General features: G+C 67.4%; 28 protein-coding genes. 18 read left to right on the top strand and 10 right to left on the bottom strand.

Features of this window, described 5'->3' with window-relative positions:
- Nucleotide 1: 1 nt before the first annotated feature.
- Complete coding sequence (locus G6N57_RS05560; protein ID WP_077741780.1) at nucleotides 2–496, bottom strand: flavin reductase family protein; 495 nt, start codon at nucleotides 494–496, stop codon at nucleotides 2–4.
- Between the two features lie 90 nt (nucleotides 497–586).
- On the opposite strand from G6N57_RS05560, the gene G6N57_RS05555 reads away from it, so the two are divergent.
- Nucleotides 587–1,768, top strand: a complete 1,182-nt coding sequence (locus tag G6N57_RS05555) for a zinc-dependent alcohol dehydrogenase (RefSeq protein WP_077739634.1) — start codon at nucleotides 587–589, stop codon at nucleotides 1,766–1,768.
- 5 nt (nucleotides 1,769–1,773) lie between these two features.
- Here G6N57_RS05555 and G6N57_RS05550 read toward each other — a convergent pair whose 3' ends face one another.
- Complete coding sequence (locus G6N57_RS05550) at nucleotides 1,774–2,487, bottom strand: TetR/AcrR family transcriptional regulator (protein ID WP_163646606.1); 714 nt, start codon at nucleotides 2,485–2,487, stop codon at nucleotides 1,774–1,776.
- 77 nt (nucleotides 2,488–2,564) lie between these two features.
- Here G6N57_RS05550 and G6N57_RS05545 point away from each other — a divergent pair, with 77 nt between their 5' ends.
- A complete protein-coding gene (locus G6N57_RS05545; protein WP_077739632.1) occupies nucleotides 2,565–5,393 on the top strand; it encodes an MMPL/RND family transporter in 2,829 nt (942 codons plus the stop codon).
- On the opposite strand, the gene G6N57_RS05540 is transcribed toward G6N57_RS05545, so the two are convergent.
- Entirely contained in the window at nucleotides 5,366–5,953 is a 588-nt protein-coding gene (locus G6N57_RS05540; protein ID WP_234815738.1) for a VOC family protein, read from the bottom strand. The two genes, G6N57_RS05545 and G6N57_RS05540, sit on opposite strands and share 28 nt — an antisense overlap.
- Here G6N57_RS05540 and G6N57_RS05535 point away from each other — a divergent pair.
- From G6N57_RS05535 to G6N57_RS05495, 9 genes are all read left to right on the top strand, one after another.
- Nucleotides 5,952–6,953, top strand: a complete 1,002-nt coding sequence (locus G6N57_RS05535; protein WP_077739631.1) for an AAA family ATPase — start codon at nucleotides 5,952–5,954, stop codon at nucleotides 6,951–6,953. The genes G6N57_RS05540 and G6N57_RS05535 overlap by 2 nt on opposite strands.
- Before the next feature lie 7 nt (nucleotides 6,954–6,960).
- Nucleotides 6,961–7,827, top strand: a complete 867-nt coding sequence (locus G6N57_RS05530; RefSeq protein ID WP_077739630.1) for a DUF58 domain-containing protein — start codon at nucleotides 6,961–6,963, stop codon at nucleotides 7,825–7,827.
- A complete protein-coding gene (locus G6N57_RS05525) occupies nucleotides 7,817–8,290 on the top strand; it encodes a hypothetical protein (RefSeq protein ID WP_077739629.1) in 474 nt (157 codons plus the stop codon). The genes G6N57_RS05530 and G6N57_RS05525 overlap by 11 nt, the downstream gene beginning before the upstream one ends.
- Nucleotides 8,281–9,243, top strand: coding sequence for a hypothetical protein (locus tag G6N57_RS05520; RefSeq protein ID WP_077739628.1), 963 nt, complete (start codon nucleotides 8,281–8,283; stop codon nucleotides 9,241–9,243). Before G6N57_RS05525 ends, G6N57_RS05520 begins: the two co-directional genes overlap by 10 nt.
- Nucleotides 9,240–10,157 carry a vWA domain-containing protein gene (locus G6N57_RS05515; protein ID WP_077741779.1) on the top strand — a complete coding sequence of 306 codons (918 nt, stop codon included), beginning with the start codon at nucleotides 9,240–9,242 and terminating at the stop codon, nucleotides 10,155–10,157. Before G6N57_RS05520 ends, G6N57_RS05515 begins: the two co-directional genes overlap by 4 nt.
- Nucleotides 10,154–10,843, top strand: coding sequence for a hypothetical protein (locus G6N57_RS05510; RefSeq protein WP_097926171.1), 690 nt, complete (start codon nucleotides 10,154–10,156; stop codon nucleotides 10,841–10,843). The genes G6N57_RS05515 and G6N57_RS05510 overlap by 4 nt, the downstream gene beginning before the upstream one ends.
- 62 nt (nucleotides 10,844–10,905) lie before the next feature.
- A complete protein-coding gene (locus tag G6N57_RS05505; RefSeq protein ID WP_077739627.1) occupies nucleotides 10,906–11,505 on the top strand; it encodes a TetR/AcrR family transcriptional regulator in 600 nt (199 codons plus the stop codon).
- A gap of 99 nt (nucleotides 11,506–11,604) precedes the next feature.
- Nucleotides 11,605–12,147 (top strand): hypothetical protein, encoded by a 543-nt coding sequence (locus tag G6N57_RS05500; protein ID WP_077739626.1) that lies wholly within the window; start codon nucleotides 11,605–11,607, stop codon nucleotides 12,145–12,147.
- A gap of 66 nt (nucleotides 12,148–12,213) precedes the next feature.
- On the top strand, nucleotides 12,214–12,636 hold the full coding sequence (locus tag G6N57_RS05495) for a hypothetical protein (protein ID WP_133118340.1): 423 nt from the start codon (nucleotides 12,214–12,216) through the stop codon (nucleotides 12,634–12,636).
- Here the strand turns inward: G6N57_RS05495 and G6N57_RS05490 are convergent.
- Nucleotides 12,615–13,235, bottom strand: coding sequence for a TetR/AcrR family transcriptional regulator (locus G6N57_RS05490; RefSeq protein ID WP_077739624.1), 621 nt, complete (start codon nucleotides 13,233–13,235; stop codon nucleotides 12,615–12,617). The two genes, G6N57_RS05495 and G6N57_RS05490, sit on opposite strands and share 22 nt — an antisense overlap.
- A 396-nt stretch (nucleotides 13,236–13,631) precedes the next feature.
- Between G6N57_RS05490 and G6N57_RS05485 the strand changes: the two genes are divergently transcribed.
- The 4 genes from G6N57_RS05485 to G6N57_RS05470 all read left to right on the top strand — a co-directional run bounded on the left by G6N57_RS05485 (nucleotide 13,632) and on the right by G6N57_RS05470 (nucleotide 17,502).
- Nucleotides 13,632–14,033 carry an STAS domain-containing protein gene (locus G6N57_RS05485; RefSeq protein ID WP_162563919.1) on the top strand — a complete coding sequence of 134 codons (402 nt, stop codon included), beginning with the start codon at nucleotides 13,632–13,634 and terminating at the stop codon, nucleotides 14,031–14,033.
- Nucleotides 14,034–14,139: 106 nt separating this feature from the next.
- A complete protein-coding gene (locus tag G6N57_RS05480) occupies nucleotides 14,140–15,096 on the top strand; it encodes a helix-turn-helix transcriptional regulator (protein WP_077739622.1) in 957 nt (318 codons plus the stop codon).
- A gap of 60 nt (nucleotides 15,097–15,156) precedes the next feature.
- Complete coding sequence (locus G6N57_RS05475) at nucleotides 15,157–16,062, top strand: alpha/beta hydrolase (RefSeq protein ID WP_077739621.1); 906 nt, start codon at nucleotides 15,157–15,159, stop codon at nucleotides 16,060–16,062.
- A gap of 78 nt (nucleotides 16,063–16,140) precedes the next feature.
- Nucleotides 16,141–17,502 (top strand): FAD-dependent oxidoreductase, encoded by a 1,362-nt coding sequence (locus G6N57_RS05470; protein WP_077739620.1) that lies wholly within the window; start codon nucleotides 16,141–16,143, stop codon nucleotides 17,500–17,502.
- Here the strand turns inward: G6N57_RS05470 and G6N57_RS05465 are convergent.
- Together G6N57_RS05465 and G6N57_RS05460 are read right to left on the bottom strand one after the other, a co-directional pair.
- Nucleotides 17,499–17,951 (bottom strand): 6,7-dimethyl-8-ribityllumazine synthase, encoded by a 453-nt coding sequence (locus G6N57_RS05465; protein WP_077739619.1) that lies wholly within the window; start codon nucleotides 17,949–17,951, stop codon nucleotides 17,499–17,501. The genes G6N57_RS05470 and G6N57_RS05465 overlap by 4 nt on opposite strands.
- 9 nt (nucleotides 17,952–17,960) lie before the next feature.
- Nucleotides 17,961–18,722: an alpha/beta hydrolase family protein gene (locus G6N57_RS05460; RefSeq protein ID WP_077739618.1), complete on the bottom strand. Its 762-nt coding sequence runs from the start codon at nucleotides 18,720–18,722 to the stop codon at nucleotides 17,961–17,963.
- Nucleotides 18,723–18,903: 181 nt separating this feature from the next.
- On the opposite strand from G6N57_RS05460, the gene G6N57_RS05455 reads away from it, so the two are divergent.
- Both G6N57_RS05455 and G6N57_RS05450 read left to right on the top strand, forming a co-directional pair.
- Entirely contained in the window at nucleotides 18,904–19,815 is a 912-nt protein-coding gene (locus G6N57_RS05455; protein WP_097926170.1) for a mycobacterial-type methylenetetrahydrofolate reductase, read from the top strand.
- Nucleotides 19,816–19,847: 32 nt separating this feature from the next.
- Nucleotides 19,848–21,662, top strand: a complete 1,815-nt coding sequence (locus G6N57_RS05450; RefSeq protein ID WP_077739617.1) for a DUF222 domain-containing protein — start codon at nucleotides 19,848–19,850, stop codon at nucleotides 21,660–21,662.
- 42 nt (nucleotides 21,663–21,704) lie between these two features.
- Here the strand turns inward: G6N57_RS05450 and G6N57_RS05445 are convergent, their stop codons facing one another.
- Nucleotides 21,705–22,304, bottom strand: a complete 600-nt coding sequence (locus tag G6N57_RS05445) for a TetR/AcrR family transcriptional regulator (protein WP_234815737.1) — start codon at nucleotides 22,302–22,304, stop codon at nucleotides 21,705–21,707.
- A gap of 13 nt (nucleotides 22,305–22,317) precedes the next feature.
- On the opposite strand from G6N57_RS05445, the gene G6N57_RS05440 reads away from it, so the two are divergent.
- A complete protein-coding gene (locus G6N57_RS05440) occupies nucleotides 22,318–22,770 on the top strand; it encodes a cytochrome P450 (protein WP_234815736.1) in 453 nt (150 codons plus the stop codon).
- 9 nt (nucleotides 22,771–22,779) lie between these two features.
- Here G6N57_RS05440 and G6N57_RS05435 read toward each other — a convergent pair whose 3' ends face one another.
- From G6N57_RS05435 to G6N57_RS05425, 3 genes are read right to left on the bottom strand one after another with little or no spacing between them, the layout of a single operon-like run.
- On the bottom strand, nucleotides 22,780–23,595 hold the full coding sequence (locus tag G6N57_RS05435) for an SDR family NAD(P)-dependent oxidoreductase (protein WP_077739614.1): 816 nt from the start codon (nucleotides 23,593–23,595) through the stop codon (nucleotides 22,780–22,782).
- A complete protein-coding gene (locus G6N57_RS05430; protein ID WP_077739613.1) occupies nucleotides 23,588–23,992 on the bottom strand; it encodes a nuclear transport factor 2 family protein in 405 nt (134 codons plus the stop codon). Before G6N57_RS05430 ends, G6N57_RS05435 begins: the two co-directional genes overlap by 8 nt.
- A complete protein-coding gene (locus G6N57_RS05425; RefSeq protein WP_077739612.1) occupies nucleotides 23,989–25,041 on the bottom strand; it encodes an alcohol dehydrogenase catalytic domain-containing protein in 1,053 nt (350 codons plus the stop codon). The genes G6N57_RS05430 and G6N57_RS05425 overlap by 4 nt, the downstream gene beginning before the upstream one ends.
- Between the last annotated feature and the right edge of the window lie 20 nt (nucleotides 25,042–25,061).

The following is a 25,061-nucleotide window of genomic DNA, read 5'->3' as shown; positions in this document are numbered from 1 at the left end:
GTCAGGCGTCGTGGCCGGGTTTGAGGTCGGCCACGTCGGCGAGGCTGACCCATGGCCGCGGCTCGTCGGGCGCTTGGCCGGCAATCGGATTCAACAGGTAGCCGACGTGGTCACCGAGATCGAACCGGTCGAGGATGACGCCCACGAACCAGGCCGCTGCCGCGTCCAGGATCGGCGTTTCGGCGGGGCCTGCGTGCCAACGGCATTCGGCGAACTTGTCGACCTCGTCGCCGGTCTGTCCGCCGAACCAGCGGGCCAGCTCCAGGTCTTCGCGGGCCAGCAGGTGCACCGCGAGATAGGTCGCCGCCTCCGCGGCGGTGAAGGTGTGGTTCGCCTTCGAGATGCCGACCAGGAACCGGGGCGGGTCGATGCTGGCCTGCGTGGTGAATCCGACCAGGCAGCCCGCCGGTCCGTCGTCGGCCCGCGCGGTCACGACGAACATGGGGTAATCGAGCAGCCCGACGAAATCGTCGAAACCGCCCCAGCTCTGTGCCATCAGACCATTGTCGACCACGCCGCACCGGTTTGGCGCCCGCCAGGCGGGGTAGCCCTTCACCTGCGACACCGCGAGCGATGGGAGAAGATCTTGAAAGCCGTTACCTGGCACGGTCGGCGGGACGTACGGGTCGACACCGTGCCGGACCCCGAGATCCAAGAGCCCACTGACGCGATCATCGAGGTGACCTCGACCAACATCTGCGGTTCCGACTTGCATCTCTACGAAGTGCTTGGCGCCTTCATGCATCCGGGCGACATCCTCGGCCACGAACCGATGGGCATCGTGCAAGAGGTGGGTTCGGCTGTCGGCAACCTGACGGTGGGCGAGCGGGTGGTCATCCCCTTCCAGATCTCCTGTGGGCATTGCTTCATGTGCGATCAGCAGCTCTACACCCAGTGCGAGGAAACCCAGGTACGGGGTCAGGGAATGGGCGCGGCATTGTTCGGCTACTCAGAGCTGTACGGCCGGGTTCCTGGCGGCCAGGCGCAGTACCTGCGGGTGCCCCATGCGCACTTCACGCACATCAAAGTGCCTGAAGGGCCGCCGGATTCGCGGTTCGTCTACCTCTCGGACGTGCTGCCCACCGCGTGGCAGGCCGTCGCCTACGCGGAGATTCCCGACGGGGGCTCGGTGACGGTCCTCGGGCTCGGACCGATCGGCGACATGGCGGCCCGCATCGCACGACACCTCGGTTATCGCGTGATCGCAGTGGATCGGATCCCCGAGCGGCTGGCTCGGGCGGAAGAGCGTGGCCTCACGACCATCGACCTGAGCTCGCTGGACGAATCGGTGGGCGACGCGGTGCGGTCCATGACCGACGGCCGCGGTACGGATTCGGTGATCGACGCCGTGGGTATGGAGGCGCACGGCTCGCCGGCGGCTTCCGCCTTGCAGAAGATGACTGCACTGATGCCCGATGCAATTGCGAAACCGCTGATGCAGAAGGCCAGTCTGGACCGGCTCGACGCGTTCCTGACGGCGATCGACGTGGTGCGCCGCGGCGGCACCATCTCCTTGATCGGTGTCTACGGTGGCATGGCCGACCCGTTGCCGATGCTCACGCTGTTCGACAAGCAGGTCCAGCTGCGGATGGGCCAGGCCAACGTCAAGAAGTGGGTGGGCGACATCCTGCCGCTGCTCGGCGATGACGACCCCTTGGGCGTCGACGATTTCGCCACCCACGTGCTGCCGCTTGAGCAGGCGCCGCACGGCTATGAGATTTTCCAGAAGAAGCAGGACGGCGCCGTCAAGGTCATGCTCAAGCCGTAGGGGTCCTACGGGCTGCGGGTCCGGCGCCCGCGCCGGACGGTGGCGATCGTCGGCGGCGCGGCGGGCGGCGGCGTCGCAGGCGGTTTCAGCCGCTGGAACGACTGCAGAATTCGCTCCCGGTCACCGCCGAGTCCGACCAGCAGATTGGTGATGTGGGGAGCCAGCACCCGGGACACACCCCCGCCGTCGGCGCCGAAAACGCCGATGATCTCGCCGAGTACGTAGCCGTGCATCATGGTCCAGATCTGGGCGGCGACGGCCACCGGATCGCCCTCGTCGATGGCGCCGATGTCCATGCAGCGCCGCACGAAGGCGGGGATCTGGGCGTACACCGAATTGATCTCGGACAGCGCTGCCGGGTGGCCGTCCACCGTGACGTCACGGCCGATCGGCAGGGTGATGGACGGCGAGGTGATCCCGAACATCAGCCGGTACCGCTGTGGGTAGGTGAGTGCGTACTCGCGGTAGGCCAGGCCCGAGGCGAGCAGGTCCGCCACCGGATCGTCGGTGTCCGGGCGCCGGCGCAGGTGCTCGCCGAAGCGGACGTAGGACTCCCGGACGAGTGCCTCGTAGAGGCCGGGCATGCCGTCGAAGTGGGTGTAGACCGCCATAGTGGAGGCACCGATCCGCTTGGCCAGCATGCGCGCGCTGAGCGCTTCGGGCCCGCTCTCTTCGAGGACCTGCAGGCTCTCCTCGATCAGGCTTTCGCGAATTCCCATGGTGGACATCGTTCTAGACATGCTGCCATAACAATGTTATACCTGCCAATAACATTGTTATGGATGGGTGGGGAGCGATGTTGGAGACCATTGCGCGAGCGGCGAGCAGGTACGCACTCCTCGTCGCCGCCGCCTGGCTGTTGCTCGCCGGTGTCGGCAACATCGCGGTGCCCCAGCTGGAACACGTCGTCAAGGAGCAGTCCCGGGCGTTCTTCCCGACCGACTCCGGTGCCACGCAGGCCGCCCAGCGGATGGGGGACCTGTTCGGGGATTCCGACAGCAACAACATCGCCTACGTCGTTCTCGATGCCGAACGGACGCTGGGGGATTCCGACCGCGACTACTACCGCGCGCTGGCCGACCGGCTGCGCAGCGCCACCCCCGGCGTCGAATCGGTGATGGACCTGTGGGACGACCCCGCCGCTGCTGCCGTATTCGAAAGCCAGGACCACAAGGCGGCTTACCTGATGGCGCGGCTGTCGGGCCAGCTCGGCAGCAGCACCGCCACCGACGCCGTCGCCGCGCTGCGCGCAACCGTCGACGCGGTTGATCCGCCGGACGGGCTGCATACCTACGTCACCGGACCGGGCCCCAGCCTGGTCGATGAATTCGACGCCCTGGATGCACAATTGGCGAGAATCACGGTGTTGACGGTCGGGATGATCGCCGCACTACTGCTCTTCGTGTACCGATCACCGATCGCCGCCGCCGTCCCCCTGGCCTCGGTGGGGCTGTCGCTGGCTGTTGCGCGTCCCGTCGTCGCACTGCTGGGCGAGCACGGTGTGATCGAGGTGTCGGTGTTCTCGGTGGCGTTGATGTCGGCGATGGTGCTGGGCGCCGGCACCGACTACGGCATCTTCCTGCTGGGCCGCTACCACGAGAACCGGCGCGCGGGCCTGGCACCGCCGGACGCCCTGGCCGACGCCTACCGGCGGGTCGCACCGGTGATCGCCGGGTCGTCCGCGACCATTGCCGCTGCGCTGTTCTGCCTGACCTTCGCCAAGGTGAACTTTCTGCGCAGCGCCGGGATACCCAGTGGGATAGGTGTTCTCGCCGCGATGCTGGGTGCCCTGACGCTGACCCCGGCGTTGATCGGGCTGTTCAGCCGACGTGGGTGGGTGGAGCCGCGGGCAGCGCGAATCAACCGCCGGTGGCGCAAGATCGGCACCGCCGTCGCCCGATGGCCCGGGCCGATCCTGGTGGTCGCCACCGGCGCGCTGATCGCCTGCACGCTGCCGCTGCTCGGCGCCAAGATCAGCTTCGCCGAGCTGTCCGCACAGCCGTCCGGCACCGACTCCAGCCGCGGATACCAGGCGGTTCACGGACGATTCCCGGACAACCGCCTGTTGCCGGAGATCGTCTCGATCCAGGCCGACCGTGACCTGCGCACCCCGGCTGGGCTGATCACCATCGAGCGGGTCACCAGAAAGGTCCTCGAGGTGCGCGGGGTACGGACGGTGCAATCGGCCAGCCGCCCGGCCGGAACCCCGGTGCGCCAAGGCACGCTGACCTACCAGGCCGGCCAGATCGGTGAACAACTCGACGGCACAGCACAATCCGCACTCAACGGGGTGAACTCGGTGGACACCGTCACGGCCACCATCGGGCAACTCGACACCGCACTGAACGGCATGCAACGGGGGTTGACAGGTGCCGTCGACGGCCTGAACCGGGTCGGGGCAGGCTCACAGGACATCGGCGCAGGTATGACGGGACTGCAGGGCAACCTGCAGGAGGTCTCCGGATACGCCGATCCGCTACGTCAATTCGTCGGCAGCAACCCCGACTGCGCGGCCAACCCGATCTGCGCGGCGGTGCAGAAGATCGTGAAGCCCCTCGACGACGCGGTCAGCGCGACGGGCACCCTGGCCGGCGGTGCGGGTGCCCTGCAAGACGGCGCTTCCAGCGCCACCAATTCACTCGACGGCGCCGCCAAGGGCGTGGCGACGATGCGCGCGGCGCTGGATCAACTGCGCGGCCTCACCGCCACCTTGCGCTCCAGCCTGAGCGGGGTGGCACCGCAGATGCAGCAGATGACGGGCTATCTGTCACAGCTCAGCACCGATTTCGACGGCAGCTCCGAAGGCGGGTTCTACCTGCCGCCAAGGACTTTCGACGATCCCGAATATCGGCGGGTGATGGACATGATGTTCTCCCCGGACGGCCACGCGACCCGGCTGCTGGTCTACGGTGACGGTGAGTCCTGGGGGCGGGATGGTGCCGACCGGTCGACCGAGATTCGCATCGCCGCGGCCGAAGCCCTCAAGGACACCCCGCTGGCGGCCGGCGGCGACGTCGACCTCACCGGGGTCGGAACCGCCACCGCCGAACTCATGGAGTATGTGGAACACGACTTCGCCCTGCTCGTGATCGCCACGCTCATCCTGATTTTCGTGATCGTGGCCCTCATGCTGCGCAGCCCGGTCGCCGGCGTCGTCGTGCTGGCCACCGTCACGATCTCGTATGCCTCGGCGCTCGGGGTCAGTGCCGCCATCTGGCAGCACCTGGTCGGCCAGCCGCTGCACTGGGCGGTCCCGGCACTGGCGTTCATCGCGTTGGTCGCCGTCGGCGCCGATTACAACCTGCTGCTGGCGATGCGCTTGCGGGACGAGGCCGCCGCCGGCGTGCGGACCGCGACGATCCGGGCCTTCGCCGGGACCGGCAGCGTCGTCACCATCGCGGGGATCGTGTTCGGGCTGACGATGTTCGCGATGCTGGGGGCGACCGTGGTGACCATCGCGCAGGTGGGATCCACGATCGGCATCGGATTGTTGATCGACACCCTGGTGGTGCGGACCTTCGTGGTGCCGCCGATCGCCGTTCTGCTCGGCCGCTGGTTCTGGTGGCCGCGGCGCACCGTTCGGACTGCGAGCCGGAGTCAGGTAGGCGAGCCCGTGCCGGCGTGAATGCCCTTGAGCAGGCCGGTCATCTGTCCGACTTCGATGAGATAGCCGTCGGGATCGCGCATGTAGCAACGCACCTCGGCCTTTCGGTCGATCGGCGGAGTCAGGAACTCGGCTCCTCTGGCGCTCCATTCGCGGTAGCACGCGTCGATGTCGGCCACCCGGATGTTCAGGAAGCTGGTCGCGGTGTGCGGATCGGTCGGCGGATGCAACGTCACGTCCGGCTTGTCGGGCGTGGGGCCGCCGCCGGGGTTCATGATCAGCCAGCTGTTGGCCAGCTTGACGATGCATGGGTCCTCGGCCATCACCACCTCGCCGCCGAGCACGTCACTGTAGAAGGCCCGCGAGCGGGGCACATCGCCGACGGTGAGGAAGTGGGTCAGCAACAAACCCGTCTCGGGAGTCGGAAGGTCCTTGCTTTCCATCGGTGCCCCTTTCGCGGTGCCGTTGAGCTCGGATACCCGCCCGGATGCTCCGGCTAATCCCCGGGGCTTGAGATCGGCGAAGTCCGGGTACATCGAGTGGGTCTGGGGAAGGGGGACGACCGACCGGAGAGGATCCATGACAGCACCACGACTGCGGCCTGACCAGCGTGATGCCGCCGAAGCCCGGCGCATCGTGGACGCGGTGACCTCGGCGTTCGCCGCCCGGGTGGTCGGCCAGCATCACCTACGTGAATCGATGCTGGTGGCGCTGCTCGCCGGCGGGCACCTGCTGTTGGAGAGCGTCCCCGGTCTGGCGAAGACCACCGCGGCCAGGGTGGTGGCCGAGTCCATCGACGGCAGCTTCCGGCGGATCCAGTGCACGCCCGACCTGCTGCCCAGCGACATCATCGGAACCCAGATCTACGAGGCGGCGAGCAACTCGTTCGCCACACAACTGGGCCCGGTGCACGCCAACATCGTGCTGCTCGACGAGATCAACCGCTCCAGCGCCAAGACCCAGAGCGCGATGCTGGAGGCCATGGAGGAACGCCAGACCACGATCGCCGGCGTCGAATATCCCATCCCTGAGCCGTTTCTCGTCATCGCCACCCAGAACCCCGTCGATCAGGAAGGCACCTATCCGCTGTCGGAGGCCCAGACCGACAGGTTCATGCTCAAGGAGATCGTCGGCTACCCCTCGATCGAGGACGAGGTCGAGATCGCCGCCAGGATGGATGCCGGTCTTTACGACCGGGGGCACCGCGCCGCGCCGGTCGTCACCATCGACGACGTACGCCGCGCCCAGGACATCGTCGCTTCGGTGCATCTGGATCGTGCATTGGTCGAGTACGCCGGCCGGCTGGTCGCCGTCACCCGCGAGCCCGGGCATTACCTGCCTGCCAATCTGGCCAGGGTGATCGAGTACGGGGCCAGCCCGCGGGCGACCCTGGCGTTCTGCCGCACGGCGCGTGCCCTGGCCGTACTGCGCGGCCGCGACCACGTGGTGCCCGATGACATCGCCCGGCTGGCCCACCGCGTGCTGCGGCACCGGCTGATCCTCGGGTTCGAAGCCGCCACCGCCCGGATCACCCCCGACGTCGTCGTCGATGCGGTGCTCCGCGCGGTGCAGGTCCCGTGAGGGCGCGATGGGCAGATACCTGGACTCCGCCAAGGCGCACGCCGGCCGCGATATCGGTGGGCTGCTCGAAGGCGGCCGTTACGCGCTGGTGCACACCCGCAGCCTGGAATTCGACGAGCTGCGCCCCTACGTGCCCGGTGACGACGTCCGCGATATCGACTGGAAGGCGACCGCACGGTCCGGGCACACCCTGATCAAACGGTTTGTCTCCGAAAAGCACCACAAGGTCCTGGTGGTCGCCGACGCCGGACGCAACAGCGGCGCGCTGGCTCCCTCGGGTGAACTGAAAAGGACTGTGGCTCTGCACCTCATCGGTGCGATCGGATTGATGACGCTGCCCCGATCCGACGAGATCGCCATGGTGCTCGGCGACAGTCGCGGCAATGTGGACATCCGGCTGCGCCGCGGCGAGACCCACATCGAGAGCATGCTGCACCGGTTCGACCATCACGCGACCGACCATCCCGGTCCGAGCGACATCCTGGTCCAGCTCGAGTGGGTGGCCCGCCACTATCGGCACCGACTGTTGATCTTCGTCGTCTCCGACGAACCGGAGGTCAGTGACCGGCTGGCGGAAGTCCTGGGTTCGTTGACCGCCCGCCACGATGTGCTGTGGTCCTTGCTGAGCGACATGCCCGCGGTGAGCGCCCACCGGGATGCCGGCCGGAGCTACGAGGTCGCTGACGGAAGGCCCATCCTGACCGGTCTGGATCAGCAGGTCGTCGAGGCCTATCGGAGGGCAGAAGCGCAACGGCGCGAACAACTTTCCGAGTTCCTCACCCGGCAGCGGGTACCGCACGCCCGGGTCACCGGCAGCGTACGGATCAGGGCGGCATTGACCACGATGACCGGGGTGTACGCCCGTGCCGGATGACCTGCTGCAGCACGTGATCGGTCCGACGCCCTACTCGCCGGTGTGGCTGTGGACCGCGGTCGGCCTGACCCTGCTGCTGGGCGGGTGGTACGTGAGCGTATTCGTGTTGACGTCGAGGCGGCGCCCGGCGCGGGAGCTACCCATCCTGGGCGCCGCACGCGCCGAACTGCTGCGCCGGCGCTCGGCTCGAGCGGTCCGGAACATCGGAAATCGTTATCGTGCGGGCGATCTCACCGCCGCCCGCGCCGGCGCCGCCGTGAGTGGTGAACTGCGGGCATTCCTGCACGCCGCGACGGGCGTGCAGGCGCAGTACATGCAGGTCGACGCCATCGCCGACAGCGCCGCCGCACCGGCGGCACCGATCCTGGCGGAACTCACCGACATTCAGTTCAACCACCGCTCGACGCTCGACGCCGGAACGGCCAGCGCCACCGCTGAGGAGTTGATCCGCGGATGGACCTGATCTGGTGGTTGGTGGCGATCGCCGGTTGCCTCGCACTCGCCGGGTGCGTGGGCCTGGCCCTGCTCCCGACGCAGTCGGTCGACAAGGACGAGTTCATGCCGCTGGCCAATACCCGGCGGCTTACCCGACTGCCCGAGTACGTACGCGCCGCGCGAAGGCGAACGGTGTCGGCCGTTGTCGCGATGGTGATGCTGACGGTCGCATTCGTGGCATCGGCGCTGATCGCGGCACGCCCCACCGGCTTGCCGTCGTGGAGTCGGGCCAGCCAGGTCGCGACCCCGGAGGACGTCATGGTCTGCGTCGGCGGTCCGTTGACCGATCCTGCGGTCGGCACCACGCTGCGGTACTTCGCCGATCGGGCCGGTTCCCTCGGGACCGAACGGATCGGGTTGACCTCGGCAAACCGGCGGGTCATCCCGCTCACCCGCGACTACCAGTACGCCGCAGCCCAATTCGCCGCATTCGGCAGGCGGGAAGGTACCCGGCCCTTCGTCGCACCGATGTCCTACGTCGATTACGCCGCCAGCGTCGAGGACGTGTTGGCGCTGTGCCTGACCGGGTTCCCGTCCTTCTCGGAACCGTCCGCACAGCGACGGTCGATGATCTACGTCGGCCCCGAGTCGCTGCCCCGCCCCGGCGACGTGGCGCCGCTGTTCAGTGCGGACCGGGTCCACGACCTGGCGGCGACGGCAGGTGTTCAGGTCAACGCGATCACTCCCGGCTCCGGCGACGGGGCCGCGGGTGCGCTGGCCCGCAGTACCGGTGGCCGATGGTTCTCCGCCTCGTCCGATGTGACTGCGCATCTGGACGAGATCCGCGATCATCCGCCGCAGGCGGCCACAACCGGGGAATCGGGGGATGTCCGATCTGCCGAAACTCCGGGAATTCCCGTGCTGCTCGCGCTGCTGGCGATGGCGGTGCTGTGGTGGTGGCCGGTGGTGATGCGGCGATGAGACTCGAGCCGGTCCTGCCTTCCCTTCTGGTCGCAGCGCTCGCGGTGGTGCTGCTCGTGGCGCGCGCGATGACCTTCGGACGGGTCCGGGCGCAGGGCGGCGGCTGGGCCTCGGTGTGGCGTTGGTCCGCACTCACTACGGCCGGACTACTGCTGCTGGTGTCCGCGCTCGGTCCGGTCGCCGGCGGCAACCGTGACACCGTGCCCCGGCCGGCAGGCGACCGCGAGCCCAACATCTTTGTGCTCCTTGATCGTTCGCCGGACATGGCGGCGCAGGACACCGACGGCCGGCCCCCGATCGCGGCGGCCCGCGACGACATCACGGCCCTGATCGAACGCTACCCGCAAGCCCGATTCGCATTGATCGGCTTCGCCGACCGCCCGTCTGTGGACTGGCCGCTGTCTGCCGACACCTGGAGCCTGCGCCCGCTGGTGGCGGCGACGAATGCGCGCCCGGCGGCACCCGATGCGAACGTCGGCGCGGCCGCCAACGTCCTGCGTTACCAGCTGATCAGCGCCGTGCAGCAGTTTCCGCGAGCCCGGAACCTCGTGTTCTATCTCGGTGCCGGAGCCCCGGAATCTCAAGCACCGCAACGCGAATTCCAGCTGCCCGAGGATGCCGTGGACGGAGGCGCAGTCCTCGGGTACGACGATGCCGGGGCACAGACACTTCGCGGGGTCGCCGACCAGATCGGGGTGCCATTCGTGTCGCGCACCGACGGGGCGCCGTTGGCCGAGGCGCTCCCCGGCGACGGGACCACGAGCCAGGCACCTCCAGCCGTACCGACGGCCACCGCCGTCGAGCTGTACTGGGTCTTCTCCGCCGTGGCAGCGCTGCTCATCCTGGTCGAGCTCTATCTGGTGCTTCGCGACTTCCGGCGCACTCAACCAATTGAACCGGGGCCGTGGTCATGAGCACGCTGCGTCGTCGCCTTCTGGTCTATTCGGCACCGGTGGCGCTGGTGCTCGTCGTCGCGATCGTCAAGCTGCTGTCCGTCGTGGTGATCGGCCAGTCGGCGGCAGCCAGCTTCACCGCCCGTGACACCGAGGCACTGGCCGGCGAAGTCGGGCGGCTTCAGATGTTGAACGTCGTCCAACCCGGTAAGGCGAGCTTCGCCGCCGGCGCACTGGCCGTTCTCCAGGACCGGCTCACCGACGCCGATCGGCACTTCACGGACGCGGTGGCCCGGCTGGACGGGGATGAATCATGTTCGGCGAGAGTCAATCTGGAACTGGTCCGGGAGACGCTCGGCGACCGCGCGACCGCGGTCTCCGACAGTCGGATGGCGCTTGGTCATTACCTGGCCGCACGAGACGTGGTCGCCCGGGCGCCCGACGGGTGCTTCGCCGGCAACACCGACCCCGACGAGGATCGACGGGCCATCCGCGACGCCGCGCCGGCGCGGTTGAACAGCAAGATCGATGCCAGCACGATTGTGCCGCCGGCCGCGCAGGCTCCGCCGCCGTCAGCGCCACAGTCTCCGCCACCGGGATCGGCGGGTACGGCACCCTCGCAGCAGCCGCCCAACCGGCTCGACCCCACGGCCGGGGACCCGCTGGACCGGCTGCAACAGATTCTGCGGGACGCGGCCAGGGGTTAGATTCGGTTGAGTCGGTGCGGTTGAGCCGGTTCGTTGTTCTCGGGCTCAAGTGGAGGAATGGAATGGCGGTGGCGGACGGGCTGTCTGCGCGGGAGACGAAGCGTCTGCAGACGCGTGAGCGGTTGATGGGTGCGGCGATCGCAGAGTTCAAGCGCGCGGGGATGGCTGATGCGGACGTGGGCGCGATCGTGACCGCGGCGGGTGTCGCGCACGGCACGTTCTTCTTCCATTTCCCCACCAAGGAGCATGTGCTGTTGGAACTGGAGCAGCGTGAGGAGGAGCGGATCGCCAAGCAGTACACGCAGTTCCTCAAGAAGCCGCACAGCTTGGAGGAGGGGCTGCGTGAGGCCATGCGGCTGGTGGTCGGCTTGGAGCGCAGGCTCGGCGGCGTGCTGTTCAAAGACTTTCTGGCCCTGCATTTCTCACAGACCCGGCCGCCTGCCCCGGACAGTCAGGAGCATCCGGTGATCTCCGGGGTGGCGCGCGAGGTCGAGCTGGCCCAGCAGCGGGGTGAGGTCGCCGCCGACGTCAACCCGTGGAACAGTGCGGTGTTCTTCCTGCTCGGTTTCTATGCACTACTGATCACCACCAACGATTGGCCGACCCGCGACGCCCTGCTGGACGACTACGTCGTCAGGACCATGCGCAGTCTGGCGCCCTGAACCGGCACGGGCGCGCTGTGTTGCGGAGACCTAACGATTCGGCGGCCTCTCGGTGCTGACGCTGCCGTAAGCAGCAAAGCCGTGGTTCAGTGGTAACCGATGTCTGGTGCCTGGTCCCCGCGTCGCTGTCTCACCGTTGCGGTGACGGCGGGTGTCACGTTGCTCGCGGTGAATATCCCGTCGGCCTCGGCCGCGCCGTCCAGTGACGGCCGCGGATATGTCGACTCGACGGCGCGGTGCGCCACTGCGGAGGCGACCGTGCTGTTCGGCAGCACCGACGCTTCGAGGGTGGCGATCTGCTCGGTGCCGGGCGGCAAGTACGAGTACCGAGGCGTCCGGCTGCGTGACGGTGCCAAGCTGGTCGTGCCCGCGACCCGCAACGACGACGGCGCGTTTCGCGTGGAGAACGCCGGGATCGAGTACCTGGTGACGTCGAAGTCGCTGGTGCTCAGCGTGGGGGAGAAGGTGATCCGCGAGGAGGCGATGGTCGATTTCCACCGCCCGGGTGCTCCCGCCGCTGCCCAGGACACCGCGAAGTCTCCGGGCGCGGCGCCTGCCCCCGCAACCGCGTCGCCGACGCCCACCACACCGTTGCCGCCGCCGCTCGCCGCCGAAGTGGGCGGCAGTAGCGCCAAGCGCTGACCCGCTGAACAGCGCAGTTGCCGGCGCGGTTGAGCGCAGCTTCTGAAAATGATAATCATTAACGGTATGCGTGCGTGCCTGTCGTCCCTACGAGCGTCCGATCTCGACCGATTGCGTCGGGGAACGACGTTGCTGACCGTCCCGCTCGTCGGGGACGTGGTCCAGGTGGGTATCGGTGGCGAGTTCGCGACCACCACCATCACCCTCTCGGCGACGGCGTCATCGGTGTGCGTGCGCCGTCTCGACGGCAAACCACTGCAGGTGCATATCGTCGACGGCTGGCGCGATGCGGCCGATCCCGGCGTGGCGACTCCGGTTTTCGACGAACCGGTCGAGGCGTTGGTGCTCGAGCGCTGCGGAGGTCGTTGGGTTACCGACCCGGGAACGCGCGGCCGGCTCGCCGACCTCGACCGGTTCGTCGGCACACTCGCCCGCTTCGCACTGGCCAAGCAGGACCGTGCCGTCGATCAGGCGGTGGGCGCCGCGTAGGTCTGCAGATACTGGGTCAGGGCTCGTTCACCCTCGGTGAGGATTGCGCGGTCCTTTTCTGGGCCGGCATGAAAAGCCATCTCCAACAGACGATCACCCATTTCCACCGCAACCATCGTCACCAGCGGATCGGTGCCCTCGGGCAGCAGGCCCCAGTGCAGCAGCCCGGCATGGAGTGCATTGGCGAACTCGGCTCGGCGCGCCCGCGGGTCGGCGAGAACGCCGTTGGCCAGGCTGGTGTAGTGCAGGTTCACCAGGTGCGGATGGTTGCGCAGGTGCTCGTAGTGGAACTCGAAGATGCCGTGGGCGACCTCGGCCAGGCTGCGTGGCGCCAGTGCGGCCAGGATCGCCGCACCCTCGGCGTCACGCCGGTCGAGGTGGTCGGAGACGATCTCTTGGAGGATCGCGTCGCGGTTCGGGAAGAACTGATAGACGGTCGCCACAGGGACTTCGGCGCGCTGCGCGATGGCTCGGGTGGTGACGGCGTCCACGCCCTGGGTCTCGAGCAGCTCGAGCGCAGCGGCACGGATTCGTTCGACGCGGCGTCTGCTGCGCTCCTGCACCGGTTGGCGTCGCCGTAGTGGCTTGTGGGTGACCACGCCTAAATCGTCGCATATCACTAACCTGAGCCATGTTCATGTTTGTCGCCTGCGGGCGGATTTCAAGGGCTTTTCGGTGGCCGGGCCATGTTCGGCGTGGTCGGATTCACAATGCGCGGCCGGGTGTGTGACGCGGCCTGCGCGTGGGTCAATAAACGAACACGAAAGGCCTTCCAGTCATCCAGACAACGAAATCCTCACTGGCCGCAGAGCTGTGCAAATTCGACGAGAACCGTTGGTGTGGAGCACATTTCGGGAATCAGTGGGCAGGAGTGGCGTAAGCGGAAATGATCCGGGCCGCCCATGATCGCGATAACCTCAATCCGGTTGAGCACACAGCCGGTTCACGTGGTTTGAGGGTCACCCTCCCCCTGCGCTTAGGCGATGGAGTGCATCATGACTGCTACTCGCTATTACCCGGATCGGCTACGACCGGTTCGTTCTACGGATTCCGCCGTTGTCGACTGCGCCGGAGCGCGGGTGTCGGCGCATGCTCGGGGGCCGGCCACGGTGCTGGTGGTCGAAGGCGAAGTCGACATCTGCAATGCGGAACGACTGGTCGCGGCGGTCCGTGGTCTCATCCGGCCGGGCACCCCGTTCGTCCTGGACCTACGTGCGGTCGACTTCATGGCGGTCAGCGGATTCCGCGAGTTGATGGCATTCGCCGACGACTGCGACCGGGCGCACGTGGGCTGGCATGTGGTGGCCGGGGATGCGCTGCGTCCGCTGTTGCGGGTGTTCGCCGATCATCACCTGCCCATCGTCGGTGGTAGCAGGCCAGCGGCCAGTTCCGGGTGATCTGACGGAGGTTCCGTCGATCGCCGTATACAACGTAAGCGTCCCAGGTAGGATGGCTTTCTCGGGGTGCGACCGCACCCCGTGAGGCCACTCCGAGCGAAGCGTGATGACGGCGAACGAAGACCTCGATTTCACCAGTGCGGACCTCGGCGCCACCGAGGACTTCCTGGTGCGTGCCTATACGAAGATGTCCATCGGCCGGGGCCGCGGTGAGCGTCCGACGACCCGCATCGTCCGAAAGTGGCTCGGGCCGATCAATTTCGACGAACTTCAACTTGACTTCCACATGTCGTATGACGCGGATCCGCTGAATCGGATCTGTTTGTGCCGAGTGCACTCCGGCCGGATCGAGGAGAATTTCATCGGTGAGCCGCAGGATGTCTTCGGACCCGGCGACGTCACGTTGTTCTCGCCTCCGGAGCTGCCCTACTCGGGCCGGGTGTGCCGGGCCAGTTACGACCTGACCATGTTCGATGTCGAACTGCTGGGCCGCGTCGCGACGCCGGACTCCGGCGAGCGGGGCGGAACCGTGCGGTTGACGGGCCATCGTCCGATATCGCCGCGGGCGGGTTATCAACTGACGACGGCGATCGAGTACGTGCGCTCGGTGGTGCAGCGCGGCAGCGAGCCGGTACCGTCACTCGTCGCCTCGACCACCGCGTCGATGCTGGCGGCGACCGTGGTCTCCACCATGCCGACCAATGCCGGCCTGGAACCCGGGCCGACCGACCGGCGCGACGCGAAACCGGCGCTGCTGCGGCGGGCGATCGCATACATGGAATCCAACGCGGACCGTGACATCGCTCTGGCCGATATCGCCGAGGCGGTCTACGTCACGCCCCGGGCACTGCAATACATGTTCCGTCGTCACCTCGATGTCTCGCCGATGGGATACCTACGCCGGGTACGGCTGGACCATGCGCGCCGGCAGCTGCTGAAAGCCGATCCGGCGACAACAACGGTGCAGGCGGTCGCGGCCCGATGGGGGTTCGCCCATACCGGCCGTTTCGCAGCCGCGTACCGGAACGCGTTCGGTGAGAATCCGTCAGACACCCTGAACTGAGCTGTGCGGGTAGCGTCGAGTGCGATTGTTGTTGGCTCGACCGCTCATTCGAAGGAAATCGTGTCCATACTGTCCACCCCGTTGCTGGCCGACGCCCTGGCCCGGTTGTTCTCCGCAGCCGTCAATCCGGCCCCGAAACCGGGCGTGCGGTTCCCCGAAATCCCGGGTCGCACAACGCTGATCGACATCCCGACCCGGCACGGCGCGGTAGCCGCGACGGTGTATCACCCGGCATCCGGCGAGGCGGAGCCTGCGGCGTATGTGAACGTGCACGGCGGAGGTTTCGTCGTCGGGCACCGCGAGCAGGACGACCCGTGGTGTCGTTTTCTGGCCGCCCACGCGAATGTCGTTGTGGTCAACGTCGATTACCTGCTGGCACCGATCCGTAGGTTTCCCACTCCGGTGGAGCAGATCTACGACGTGCTGGGTTGGGCCTCGGCGCCCGAACGGGACTGGGACGGCAGCAGGTTGTGCGTCGGAGGGCAGAGCGCGGGCGGCAGTTTGTCCGCGGCCGCCTCGCGGTTGGCCCTCGAGAACGGTGGGCCGCGGATCGCACTGCAGGTGTTGCACTACCCGCCGCTGGACCTCGTCACCGCCACCAGGGACAAGAACTCCCCATTGGGCGCGAAGGCGGTGATGAAGCCGTGGATGGGTGAGGTATTCGACACCGCCTACATTCCCGACCGGGCTCAGCGCAGAGATCGTCTGGCGTCGCCGGCGTGGGGCACCAACGCCGACGGACTCGAAGGCATCGCCCCGGCGCTGATCGTCACCGCCGAGTACGACCGGCTGCGTGACGAGGCTCAGCGGTACGCGCAGAAGCTCGAGGCCGTCGGTTCCCTGGCCGAGTACATCGAGGTGCCCGACGTCGACCACGGCTACAACATCATGAGCGACGACGCCGAGGTCACCCGGACGATGTATGAGCGGATCGCCGCGCACGTCCGCCGCGCCACCGCCCAGTGACGGGGATCTCGTTGGGGAGGTCTTGCGGGATTCGCACCTGAATTTAGGCTTGCCTTACCTAAATATGTAAGGGCGGTCATGAGGAAGATCCAGGTAGCAGTCATCGGCGCGGGCCCGGCGGGCATCTATGCCGCCGACATCCTGACCAAGGAGTACGAGCATGCGCGCGTCGACGTATTCGACCGGCTGCCTGCGCCTTACGGGCTCGTGCGGTACGGGGTCGCCCCGGATCACCCGCGAATCAAGGAGATCATCAAGGCGCTGCGCCGGGTGCTCTCCCGCGACCAGGACAGCGTGCGGTTCATCGGCAATGTCCACTACGGCACGGACCTCCGCCTCGCCGATCTCCGGCGACATTACGACGCGGTGGTCTTCTCCACCGGGGCCAGGGCCGACCGGGCACTCGACATCCCGGGTATCGACCTACCGGGAAGCTACGGCGCCGCCGACTTCGTGTCCTGGTACGACGGGCATCCCGACGTGCCCCGCACCTGGCCTCTGACGGCGAAACACGTCGCGGTGCTCGGCGCGGGCAACGTGGCGCTCGACATCGCCCGGATGCTCGCCAAGCCGGCCGACGAGCAGTTGGGTACCGAGATCCCCGGCAACGTCTACCAGGGCCTGGCCGCCAACCAGGCCACCGACGTTCACGTGTTCGCGCGTCGCGGGCCGGCGCAGATCAAGTTCAGCCCCATGGAGTTTCGTGAGCTGTCGCACTCTCCGAGCGTCGACGTGGTCGTGCACCCCGAGGGCTTCGAGATCGACGACGCCAGCCAGCACGCGATCAACACGAGCAAGTCGACCAGGCTTGTGGTGGACACCATGATGAAGTATCTGCAACGCGAGCCCACCGGCGCGCCGCACCGCATTCACCTGCATCTGTGCCAAGCACCCGTGGCAGTGTTGGGCACGGACCGGGTCGAGGGTCTGCGAACGGAACGAACCGAGCTCTGCGGGGACGGAAACGTCCGAGGTACGGGAGAATTCACCGATTGGCCGGTCGAAGCCGTGTATCGCGCCGTCGGTTACCTGTCCACCCATCTGGCGGACTTGCCGTTCGACCACCACGCCGGGGTGGTGCCGAATGACGCGGGCCGCGTGCTCAACATCGACGGGGGCCTGATCGACGCCGTGTACGTGACGGGGTGGATCAAACGGGGACCGATCGGCTTGATCGGGCACACGAAGTCCGATGCCGCCGAAACCGTCACGAGTCTGCTCAACGACCTGCCCGGCCTTCGGGCCCCCGAAACCGCTGACCCTGACGCGATACTCGCGCATCTGGCGGCCAACGGTGTCGACTACACCACCTGGGCGGAATGGGAGCGCCTCGATGCCCGTGAGATCTCGCTCGGTGAGGTCCAGGGACGCGAACGCGTGAAGGTGGTCCCGCGCGAGGACATGATCCGGGCCGGCCGCGACGCCCTGGTGCGCGACTAACCCAACGAGTCGTGTAGGGCGAGGGTGGCCGCCACGGCGTTGGCCGCCTCGGCACCTTTCTTCACGAAATGCCTGGTGAAGTAGTCGATGTGCTCGTCATGCTCGTGGAAGTGGTGCGGGGTGAGCACGACCGAGAACACCGGCACGTCGGTGTCGAGCTGTACGCGCATCAGCCCGTCGATCACCGCGGTGGCCACGAAGTCGTGGCGGTAGATGCCGCCGTCGACGACGAGCCCGGCCGCGACGATCGCCCGGTAACGCCCCGTGAGTGCCAGACGCTTTGCGGTGAGCGGAATTTCGAACGCGCCGGGAACCTCGAAGAACTCGAGAGCCGCATCGGCGAAGCCATGGGTGCCGATCCGTTCGGTGAACCCTTCACGGGCCTTGTCGACGATGTTGCGATGCCAGGTGGCTTGCACGAAAGCGATCTGAGTGGCTGCGTCGGACATGTGGTGACGCTATCGCACGTCGAGGTAGGCATCGGCCCAGGCGCCGATGATCCGGCCGGCGCGTTTTGCCTGCCCGGGCCCGGTCAGCAGGTGTTCGGAACCTTCCAGCGAGACGAAGCTGCGCGGATGGCGGGCGGCCCAGAAGATGTCGCTGGCGTTCTTGATGCCCACGGTGTTGTCGGTCGGCGAGTGCAGGATGAGCAGCGGCAGTTTGAGTCCCTTGATCTTGTCGAGCAGCTCGGTGGCCCGGACGTCCTCGACGAAAGCCCGCTTGAGCGTCAGCGTCTTCCCGCCCACCATCCACTGGCCGCTGCCCTCGGCGCAGACCTGATCGATCACCGCGTCGTACTGACGCTCGACGTGGGTGGGGTCGAACGGCGCACCGACGGTCACCACGGCCCGCACGCCGGGGGATTGCCGGGCTGCGGCGATCACCGCCGCGCCGCCCCACGAATGTCCGATCAGGAGGTCGGCCGGGGTGCCGCGCTCGGCCATGAACGTGCAGGCCGCGATCACGTCATTGACCTTGACGGTGAACGAGCCGTCGCCCCAGTCGCCCGCGGAATCGCCCAGGCCCAGCGCATCGAACCGCAGCATCCCGATGCCGTCGGCGGCCAGCTGCTTGCAGATGCGGGAGGCCGCCGGAGAGTCCTTCCCGAGAGTGAAGCCGTGGGAGAACACTCCCCAGCCCCGCACCGGCCCGTCCGGCCGATCGATCACACCCGCCAGTGTCGGGCCCGTCGAACTGGGGAATGTGACGCGCTCAGCCATGCAGGTGGTCTACCACGGGGCGGTAATGGTCCGCACGCTACTTAGCCTGGCGCCGTACTTCGCCTGAAATGCGGCGTTGGGTGGGAGGTACCTGTGTGGTTGCCAGCCTGGCTCCGTAGTCTGGAGGGCATCGTCAGCTGCTGGTCAGTGCCGCCCGGCAGGCTGCGAATGAACGTCTGAGATGTGGAGCAAGTCCGTGCCCCTGAACACCATCGCGCTGGAACTCGTCCCGCCGAACCTGGAACGCGGCCTGCAGTACCCCGTTGACGAGGCGCGGAAAGTGCTCGCCTTGGCCGCCGAAACCGGCATCGAAGGCCGGATCCGGCACGTCATGATCCCCGGCATGATCGACGAGGACGACGACCGTCCCATCGAGATGAAGCCGCGGATGGATGTCCTGGACTACTGGAACATCCTGCAGCCCGAACTGCCCGGCATGCGCGGTCTGTGCACGCAGGTCACCTCGTTCCTGGGCCAGGAGGCACTGGGCAAGCGCCTGACCGCGCTCAGTGGGGCCGGTTTCGACGGCATCGCATTCGTGGGCGTGCCGCGGACCATGAAGGACGGCGAGGGTGAGGGCGTCGCGCCCACGGACGCTCTCACGATCTATGAGCAGCTGGTGCCCAACCGGGGCGCCATCCTGATCCCGACCCGTGACGGCGAGCAGGGCCGCTTCAACTTCAAATGCGAGCAGGGCGCGACGTACGGCATGACTCAGCTGCTGTACTCCGACGCCATCGTCGGCTACCTCAAAGAATTCGCGGCGACCACCGAGCACCGGCCCGAGATCCTGCTGTCGTTCGGCTTCGTACCGAAGATGGAGTCCAAGGTCGGGTTGATCAACTGGCTGATCCAGGATCCGGGTAACCAGGCCGTCGCCGCCGAGCAGGAGTTCGTCAGCCAGCTGGCCGATCGCGACCCGGACGAGAAGCGCAAGCTGATGCTGGATCTGTACAAGCGGGTGATCGACGGGGTGGCCGATCTCGGCTTCCCGCTGAGCATCCACTTCGAGGCGGCCTACGGGGTGTCGAAGCCGGCCTTCGAGACGTTCGCGGAGATGCTCGCGTACTGGGCGCCTGACCGCGTCAGCTGATACCTCGCGCGGCCGCACCTGTCGGTGGTCGAATGTATGTTCGAATCATGCAGGCGGGTGCGGTCCACGCGGTGGCGGGGTTGCGGGCCGCGTTCGACGCGTTCGCTGCGTGTGACTTCGGTTCGCTGACCCGCGCCGAACTGCTGGCGGTCCTCGACGAGTTCGAGGCATTGAGCTGTCAGCTGCCTTCCCCGCTGCATCGACTGCTGGCCCAACTGCAGGCCGACACCACGCCCCGCGAGCTGGGCGCCAAGTCGTGGAACGAGGTGCTGCGCATCCGTTGGCGCCTGTCGCGTGCCGAAGCCGGCCGCCGGCTGGCCGAGGCCGCCGAGTTGGGGCCACGCCGCGCGTTGACCGGGGAACCGCTGCCGCCGGTGCTGCCGGCGGTGGCCGCCGCCCAAACCGCCGGAATGATCAATCCCGACCACGTCAAAGTGCTGCGCGACGCCATCAATGGGCTACCGGCGTTCGTCGACCACACCACGCGCGAACAGTTCGAGGCCGACCTGGTCCGGGTCGCGGTAGGGGTGGGCCCCAAAGAACTCAAAGACACCGCCGAGTTGCGGTTGTTTCTGCTCGATCAGGACGGACCCGAACCCGACGACACCGAACGTGCCCGCCGACGCGGGCTGTCGGCCGGCAAGCAGGGTCGTGACGCGATGACCGCACTGACGGGCAACCTGACCCCCGAAGCCGCCGCGGTGTGGGAGGTGCTGTTCGCCAAGTTCGCCGCCCCTGGCATGTGCAACCCGGATGACGACGAGCCCTGCACCTGCGGCACCCCCACCCAAGCCCAGATCGACAACGATCACCGCAGCCTGGCTCAACGCCAACACGACGCGCTACTGGTCGTCGGACGCATCGCGCTGATGACGGATCTGGGTCAGCTCAACGGGCTGCCGGTGTCGGTGATCGTCCGCACCACATTGCAGGACCTCGAATCGCGCGCCGGGATCGGGGTGACCGGTGGGGGCACCAAGATTCCGATCCGCGACGTCATCCGCATGGGAGCCCACGCCAGTCACTACTTGGCGGTCTTCGATCAGGCCACCGGCGCGGCGCTGAACTATTTTCGGTCCCGCCGTGTCGCCAGCCCCGCCCAACGCATCATGCTCATTGCCCGCGACGGAGGGTGCACCAAACCGGGCTGCACCGTGGGTGCCTACGGCTGCCAAGCCCACCACGGCGACGCCGACTGGGCGGCCGGCGGCCACACCAACGTGGACACATTGGGCTTGGCCTGCGGCCCCGACAACCGCCAGGTCGACGACGACGGCGGCTACACCACCACCATCAACGCACACGGTCAGGTCGAATGGCATCCCCCGCCTGGACTCGACCACGGCCAACACCGCGTCAACTACTACCACCGCCCCGAACTACTGCTCACCCCACCCGAGCCCGCCCCACCCGAACAGAACCCAGAGCCGGAACCGAAACCGGAAGCCACGCCGGAGTGGGAAGCCGAACCGGAAGCGGAGTCGGGATGGGAACCCGAGCCGGAGCGCGACCCTGATTCGGAGCTGGCGCCGGACCCGAGGTGGGGCGGGATGCCGGACCCGGAATGGAACCGGGCGCAGGAGCTGCAGTGGGCATCCGAGTGCGACTTCGACCCTGGTCCCGAGTGGGAGCTGCAACCCGAGCCCGAATGGAACCTGGACTGGGACGACGACTTCGACCAACCCACACCCACCCCACCCCACATCGAACACCTCTGGGACACAGATCAGTTCGACCCGGACCCGTTGGACTCGGGACTCCCACCCGGCTGGACCCTGCTCGACGGCTCCGACCAATGGCACCCCAACGACACAGCTCCGATCGGCAAGGCAGTACGCGGGCCCTAGCTCTGTGCTCAGGCCCGCCGTGGAGAGCGGGTGCGACCCGGTCTAGACGTCCGGGTCCGGCCGTACCGCGTAGTGGTCGACGAGCATCGCGATGAGTTGGTCCAGATCCGTGGCGGAGCGATCTGGGTCAGGGTTCACCACGTGCTGGATGATCAAGCCGTCCAGGCCGGCGATGATGAGCCGGGCCAGCTGTTCGTGGCCGAGCGCGCTGCTCTCGTGCGCACGGGTGGCGGCAGCCTCGCACCATTCGGTGACCACTCTCGTGTACTGCTCGTACTGCCACCCGGCCAGAGGTTCCAGGCCGGGTGTGCGCAATGCGTGGGTCACGAGTTCCAGCTGGACCAGCTGTAATTGCCGGTGCTCCTCGACGGGCGTTTTCCAGAACCGGCGAACACCGTCCTTGATCGCGACTTCCAGGCTGTCGTCGAGGTTCGCTGATCTCCTGAGCACCTCGGCGATCTCCTCGACCACATCTTCGATGACTGCGCGGAGCAGGAGTTGCTTGCTGGGATAGACGTACTGGAGTGTGCCCAAAGGTATTTGGGCCTCCGCGGCTACCGCGCGCATCGTCATGCCGGCTACGCCGTCACGCACCAACACCGAGCGAGCAGCCGCAATCGCCTGCTTGCTGCGACAACTCACCGCACGACGGTTCGTGTGGCGCCTGGTTCGACTACTCACACCCGATGAAGCCGGCCGTCGTCCTGCCGACGGGATCGACGCCGGCGCCCCGGCGGTATTCACCGAACTGCTGCGTCTCGATAGCCCCGTCCAGGCGACCGCTCGCACCGCGACTGTCGATCAGACCCTCGGTGGCATCGACATCAGTTGTGGTGAAACTGTTCTCGCCTGCGTCGCGGCGGCCAACCGCGATCCGGCCGTCTACGACGATCCAGACGTGTTCCATCCCGGCCGACCCGGGCCGGCCCCACTGACCTTTGGTCACGGCGCCCACTACTGCCTGGGCGCACCGCTGGCCCGGCTGGAAACAACCGCGGCGTTGTGCCACATCCTGCGTCGCCGACCCGTCCTCGCGGGCAGCCCGACTTGGCGCGACACCGCTGCGATCCGCGGGCCGGCGACCGTACCCATCCGCTTCGGCGCGTAACGACGCCGGTCAGCTGCCCATCGCCGCGGTGACCGCCTGCGCGATGAAGCGCACCGCGTCGTTGCGGCTGACCGAGGCCATCAGTTGTGCGGCTGCCTGAATCTCCGGGCCCACCAGGCAGGTCGGTCCGTCGGTGAGGTTGGCGAATGCGGCCGCGACCACGTCGTCGACGCCCGCGGCGCCCGGCGGCGTCTGTTCGGGAGAGGAGATCTGGCCGCGCTCGTGCTCGAGCTTGCGCAGTGCGGGGGTGTCGGTCTTGCCCAGGATCAGTCCGAGGACGTCGACGCCTTTGGGACTCAGTTCGGTCCACAGCGCCTCGGCGAACACCATGTCGAATGCCTTGCTCGCGCCGTAGGCCACCATGTTCGGACCGCCGGCGAATCCGGCCCCTGACCCGAAGATGATGATGCCGCCACGACCGCGGTCCACCATGGGCTGTGCGTAGTGATGGCACAACTGCATCGGCACCATGCAGTTGCGCTGCACCAGTGACTCGGCGTCCGATAGCGGCCCGGACAGGAACGGTGCGAACTTGGGGTCCGCCCCGGCGCAGTACACGAGGAAGCCGATGTCCAGGTCCGCGGTCGCGTCGATGACCTCGCGGGCAGCGCCGGGCGCGGCGAGATCGATGGCCAGCGTGCGGGTCTGCACGCCCGCGCTCTCCCTGATACCGGCCGCGACGTCGTCGAGAACCTCTTGCCGCCGGGCCAACAGCACCACGTTGAGGCCACGCCGGGCCAGCTCTGCGGCCATCGCCGACCCGACTCCGTCGGAAGCCCCGGCCACCAATGCCCACGGTCCGTACCTGTCCGCGAATTCAGACATTGGCGATCCGCACCGCAGTGAAGCGCCGCCGGGCGATCTGCCAGCCGCCCGGGGTCCGCACCAGATCGTCATCGTAGAAACCGATACCGCTGACGCCGGAGCTGTTGTCCTGAGCCATGATCAGCGAGTCCACATACGTCCGTGCTGTCGCGGTGTCACCGTCGACGGTGATCGCGTGGTTGCTCAACCGGTGCATGGTGTGCCCGGCCATCGCGTGCACCTGGTCCATGAACTCGGTGACGGCGTCCACCCCGTTCCACTTGCCGATCTCGCCGTAGTCCAGCACGCAGTCTGCGGTGAACACCGTCCGGAACAGTGGCCAGTCCCTTCGGTCGATCCCCGTCGCGTAACGCACCAGGACATCGATGATGTCGGCGCGGTCTTCGTGGTGGCTCATGCGTGATCTCCGTTCGGATGCACAATGATTCGTGCCGGCCCGGCGGAACGGCGGGCCAGGTCGAGCGCGTCGGGAACCCCGTCCAGCGGCACCACCATGCCGATGCTCGGTGTCGGGTCAAGGTCGCCGGTGACGATGGCGTCCAGCGTTCCGTACCAGTCCTGCGGCCACGGCCCGCCACCGAACTGCAGGGTCACTCCCTGACGGGTGGCCGTGGTGATGTCGAGAGTGTCGCCGGTGTACCAGCCGCCGGCGCAGTAGATCCGGGTGCCCATATCGGACTCTTCGACGATTTTCCGGATCAGCCCGGAGGTGCCGACGCATTCGAACACCACGGCCGGGCCCCACAGATTGCGTTCGTCGCGGACTTCGCGCCAGAGGTCCATCGGTGAGCGCTCGGACGGGTCGACAGCGATGTGGGCGCCGAACTCTTTGCAGGCCAGCGCCCGTCGATCAGCTTGGTAATCCGCGACGATGATCGGTTCGGCGCCGCGCCGGGCCAGGGCAGCCACAGCTGACAGCCCGATGGCTCCGGCCCCGATCACGATGGGGATCTCGCCGGGCTCGAGTCGCGCGCTGCGCACATAGAACTCGCCAACCGCGAAGGCGTCTGTCAGCGCGACCGCGTCATACGATGCATTGGGACTGACAGCGCGGGCGACGGCTTCGGTGACCACCACCAGCTCGGCGAAGCTGCCGGGGGATTCGGGATGCTGACCGATGATCTGTGCCCCGTCGGCGCCGCCGTTGATCAGGCGGATCGGGATCGAGGTGACCCGGGTGCCGACCGGGAACTGGTCGCCGCAGCCCGGGCCGTGTCCGATGACCTCGCCGACGAACTCATGTCCGAGGACGACGTCACGGTCCGCGTCATACAGCGAGCGACCCGTCGGATCGTTGACCCCGAGCTCGGGATGGTCCATGAAATGAACATCGGACGCGCAGATCGCGGTACTGAGCACCCGCAACAGAAGCTCACCCGGACCCGGTACGGGATCGGGGATCTCGCGCACCGAAAGTGCGCCCCCTCGTAGAACGGCCGCGCGCATGCCACCTACCAATTCTCGAA

Origin of the sequence: Mycolicibacterium boenickei (assembly GCF_010731295.1) — a bacterium.
GTDB classification, from domain to species: Bacteria; Actinomycetota; Actinomycetes; order Mycobacteriales; family Mycobacteriaceae; genus Mycobacterium; species Mycobacterium boenickei.
Note: the sequence above shows the minus strand (reverse complement) of the source record. Positions and strands in the feature narration are given on the sequence as shown.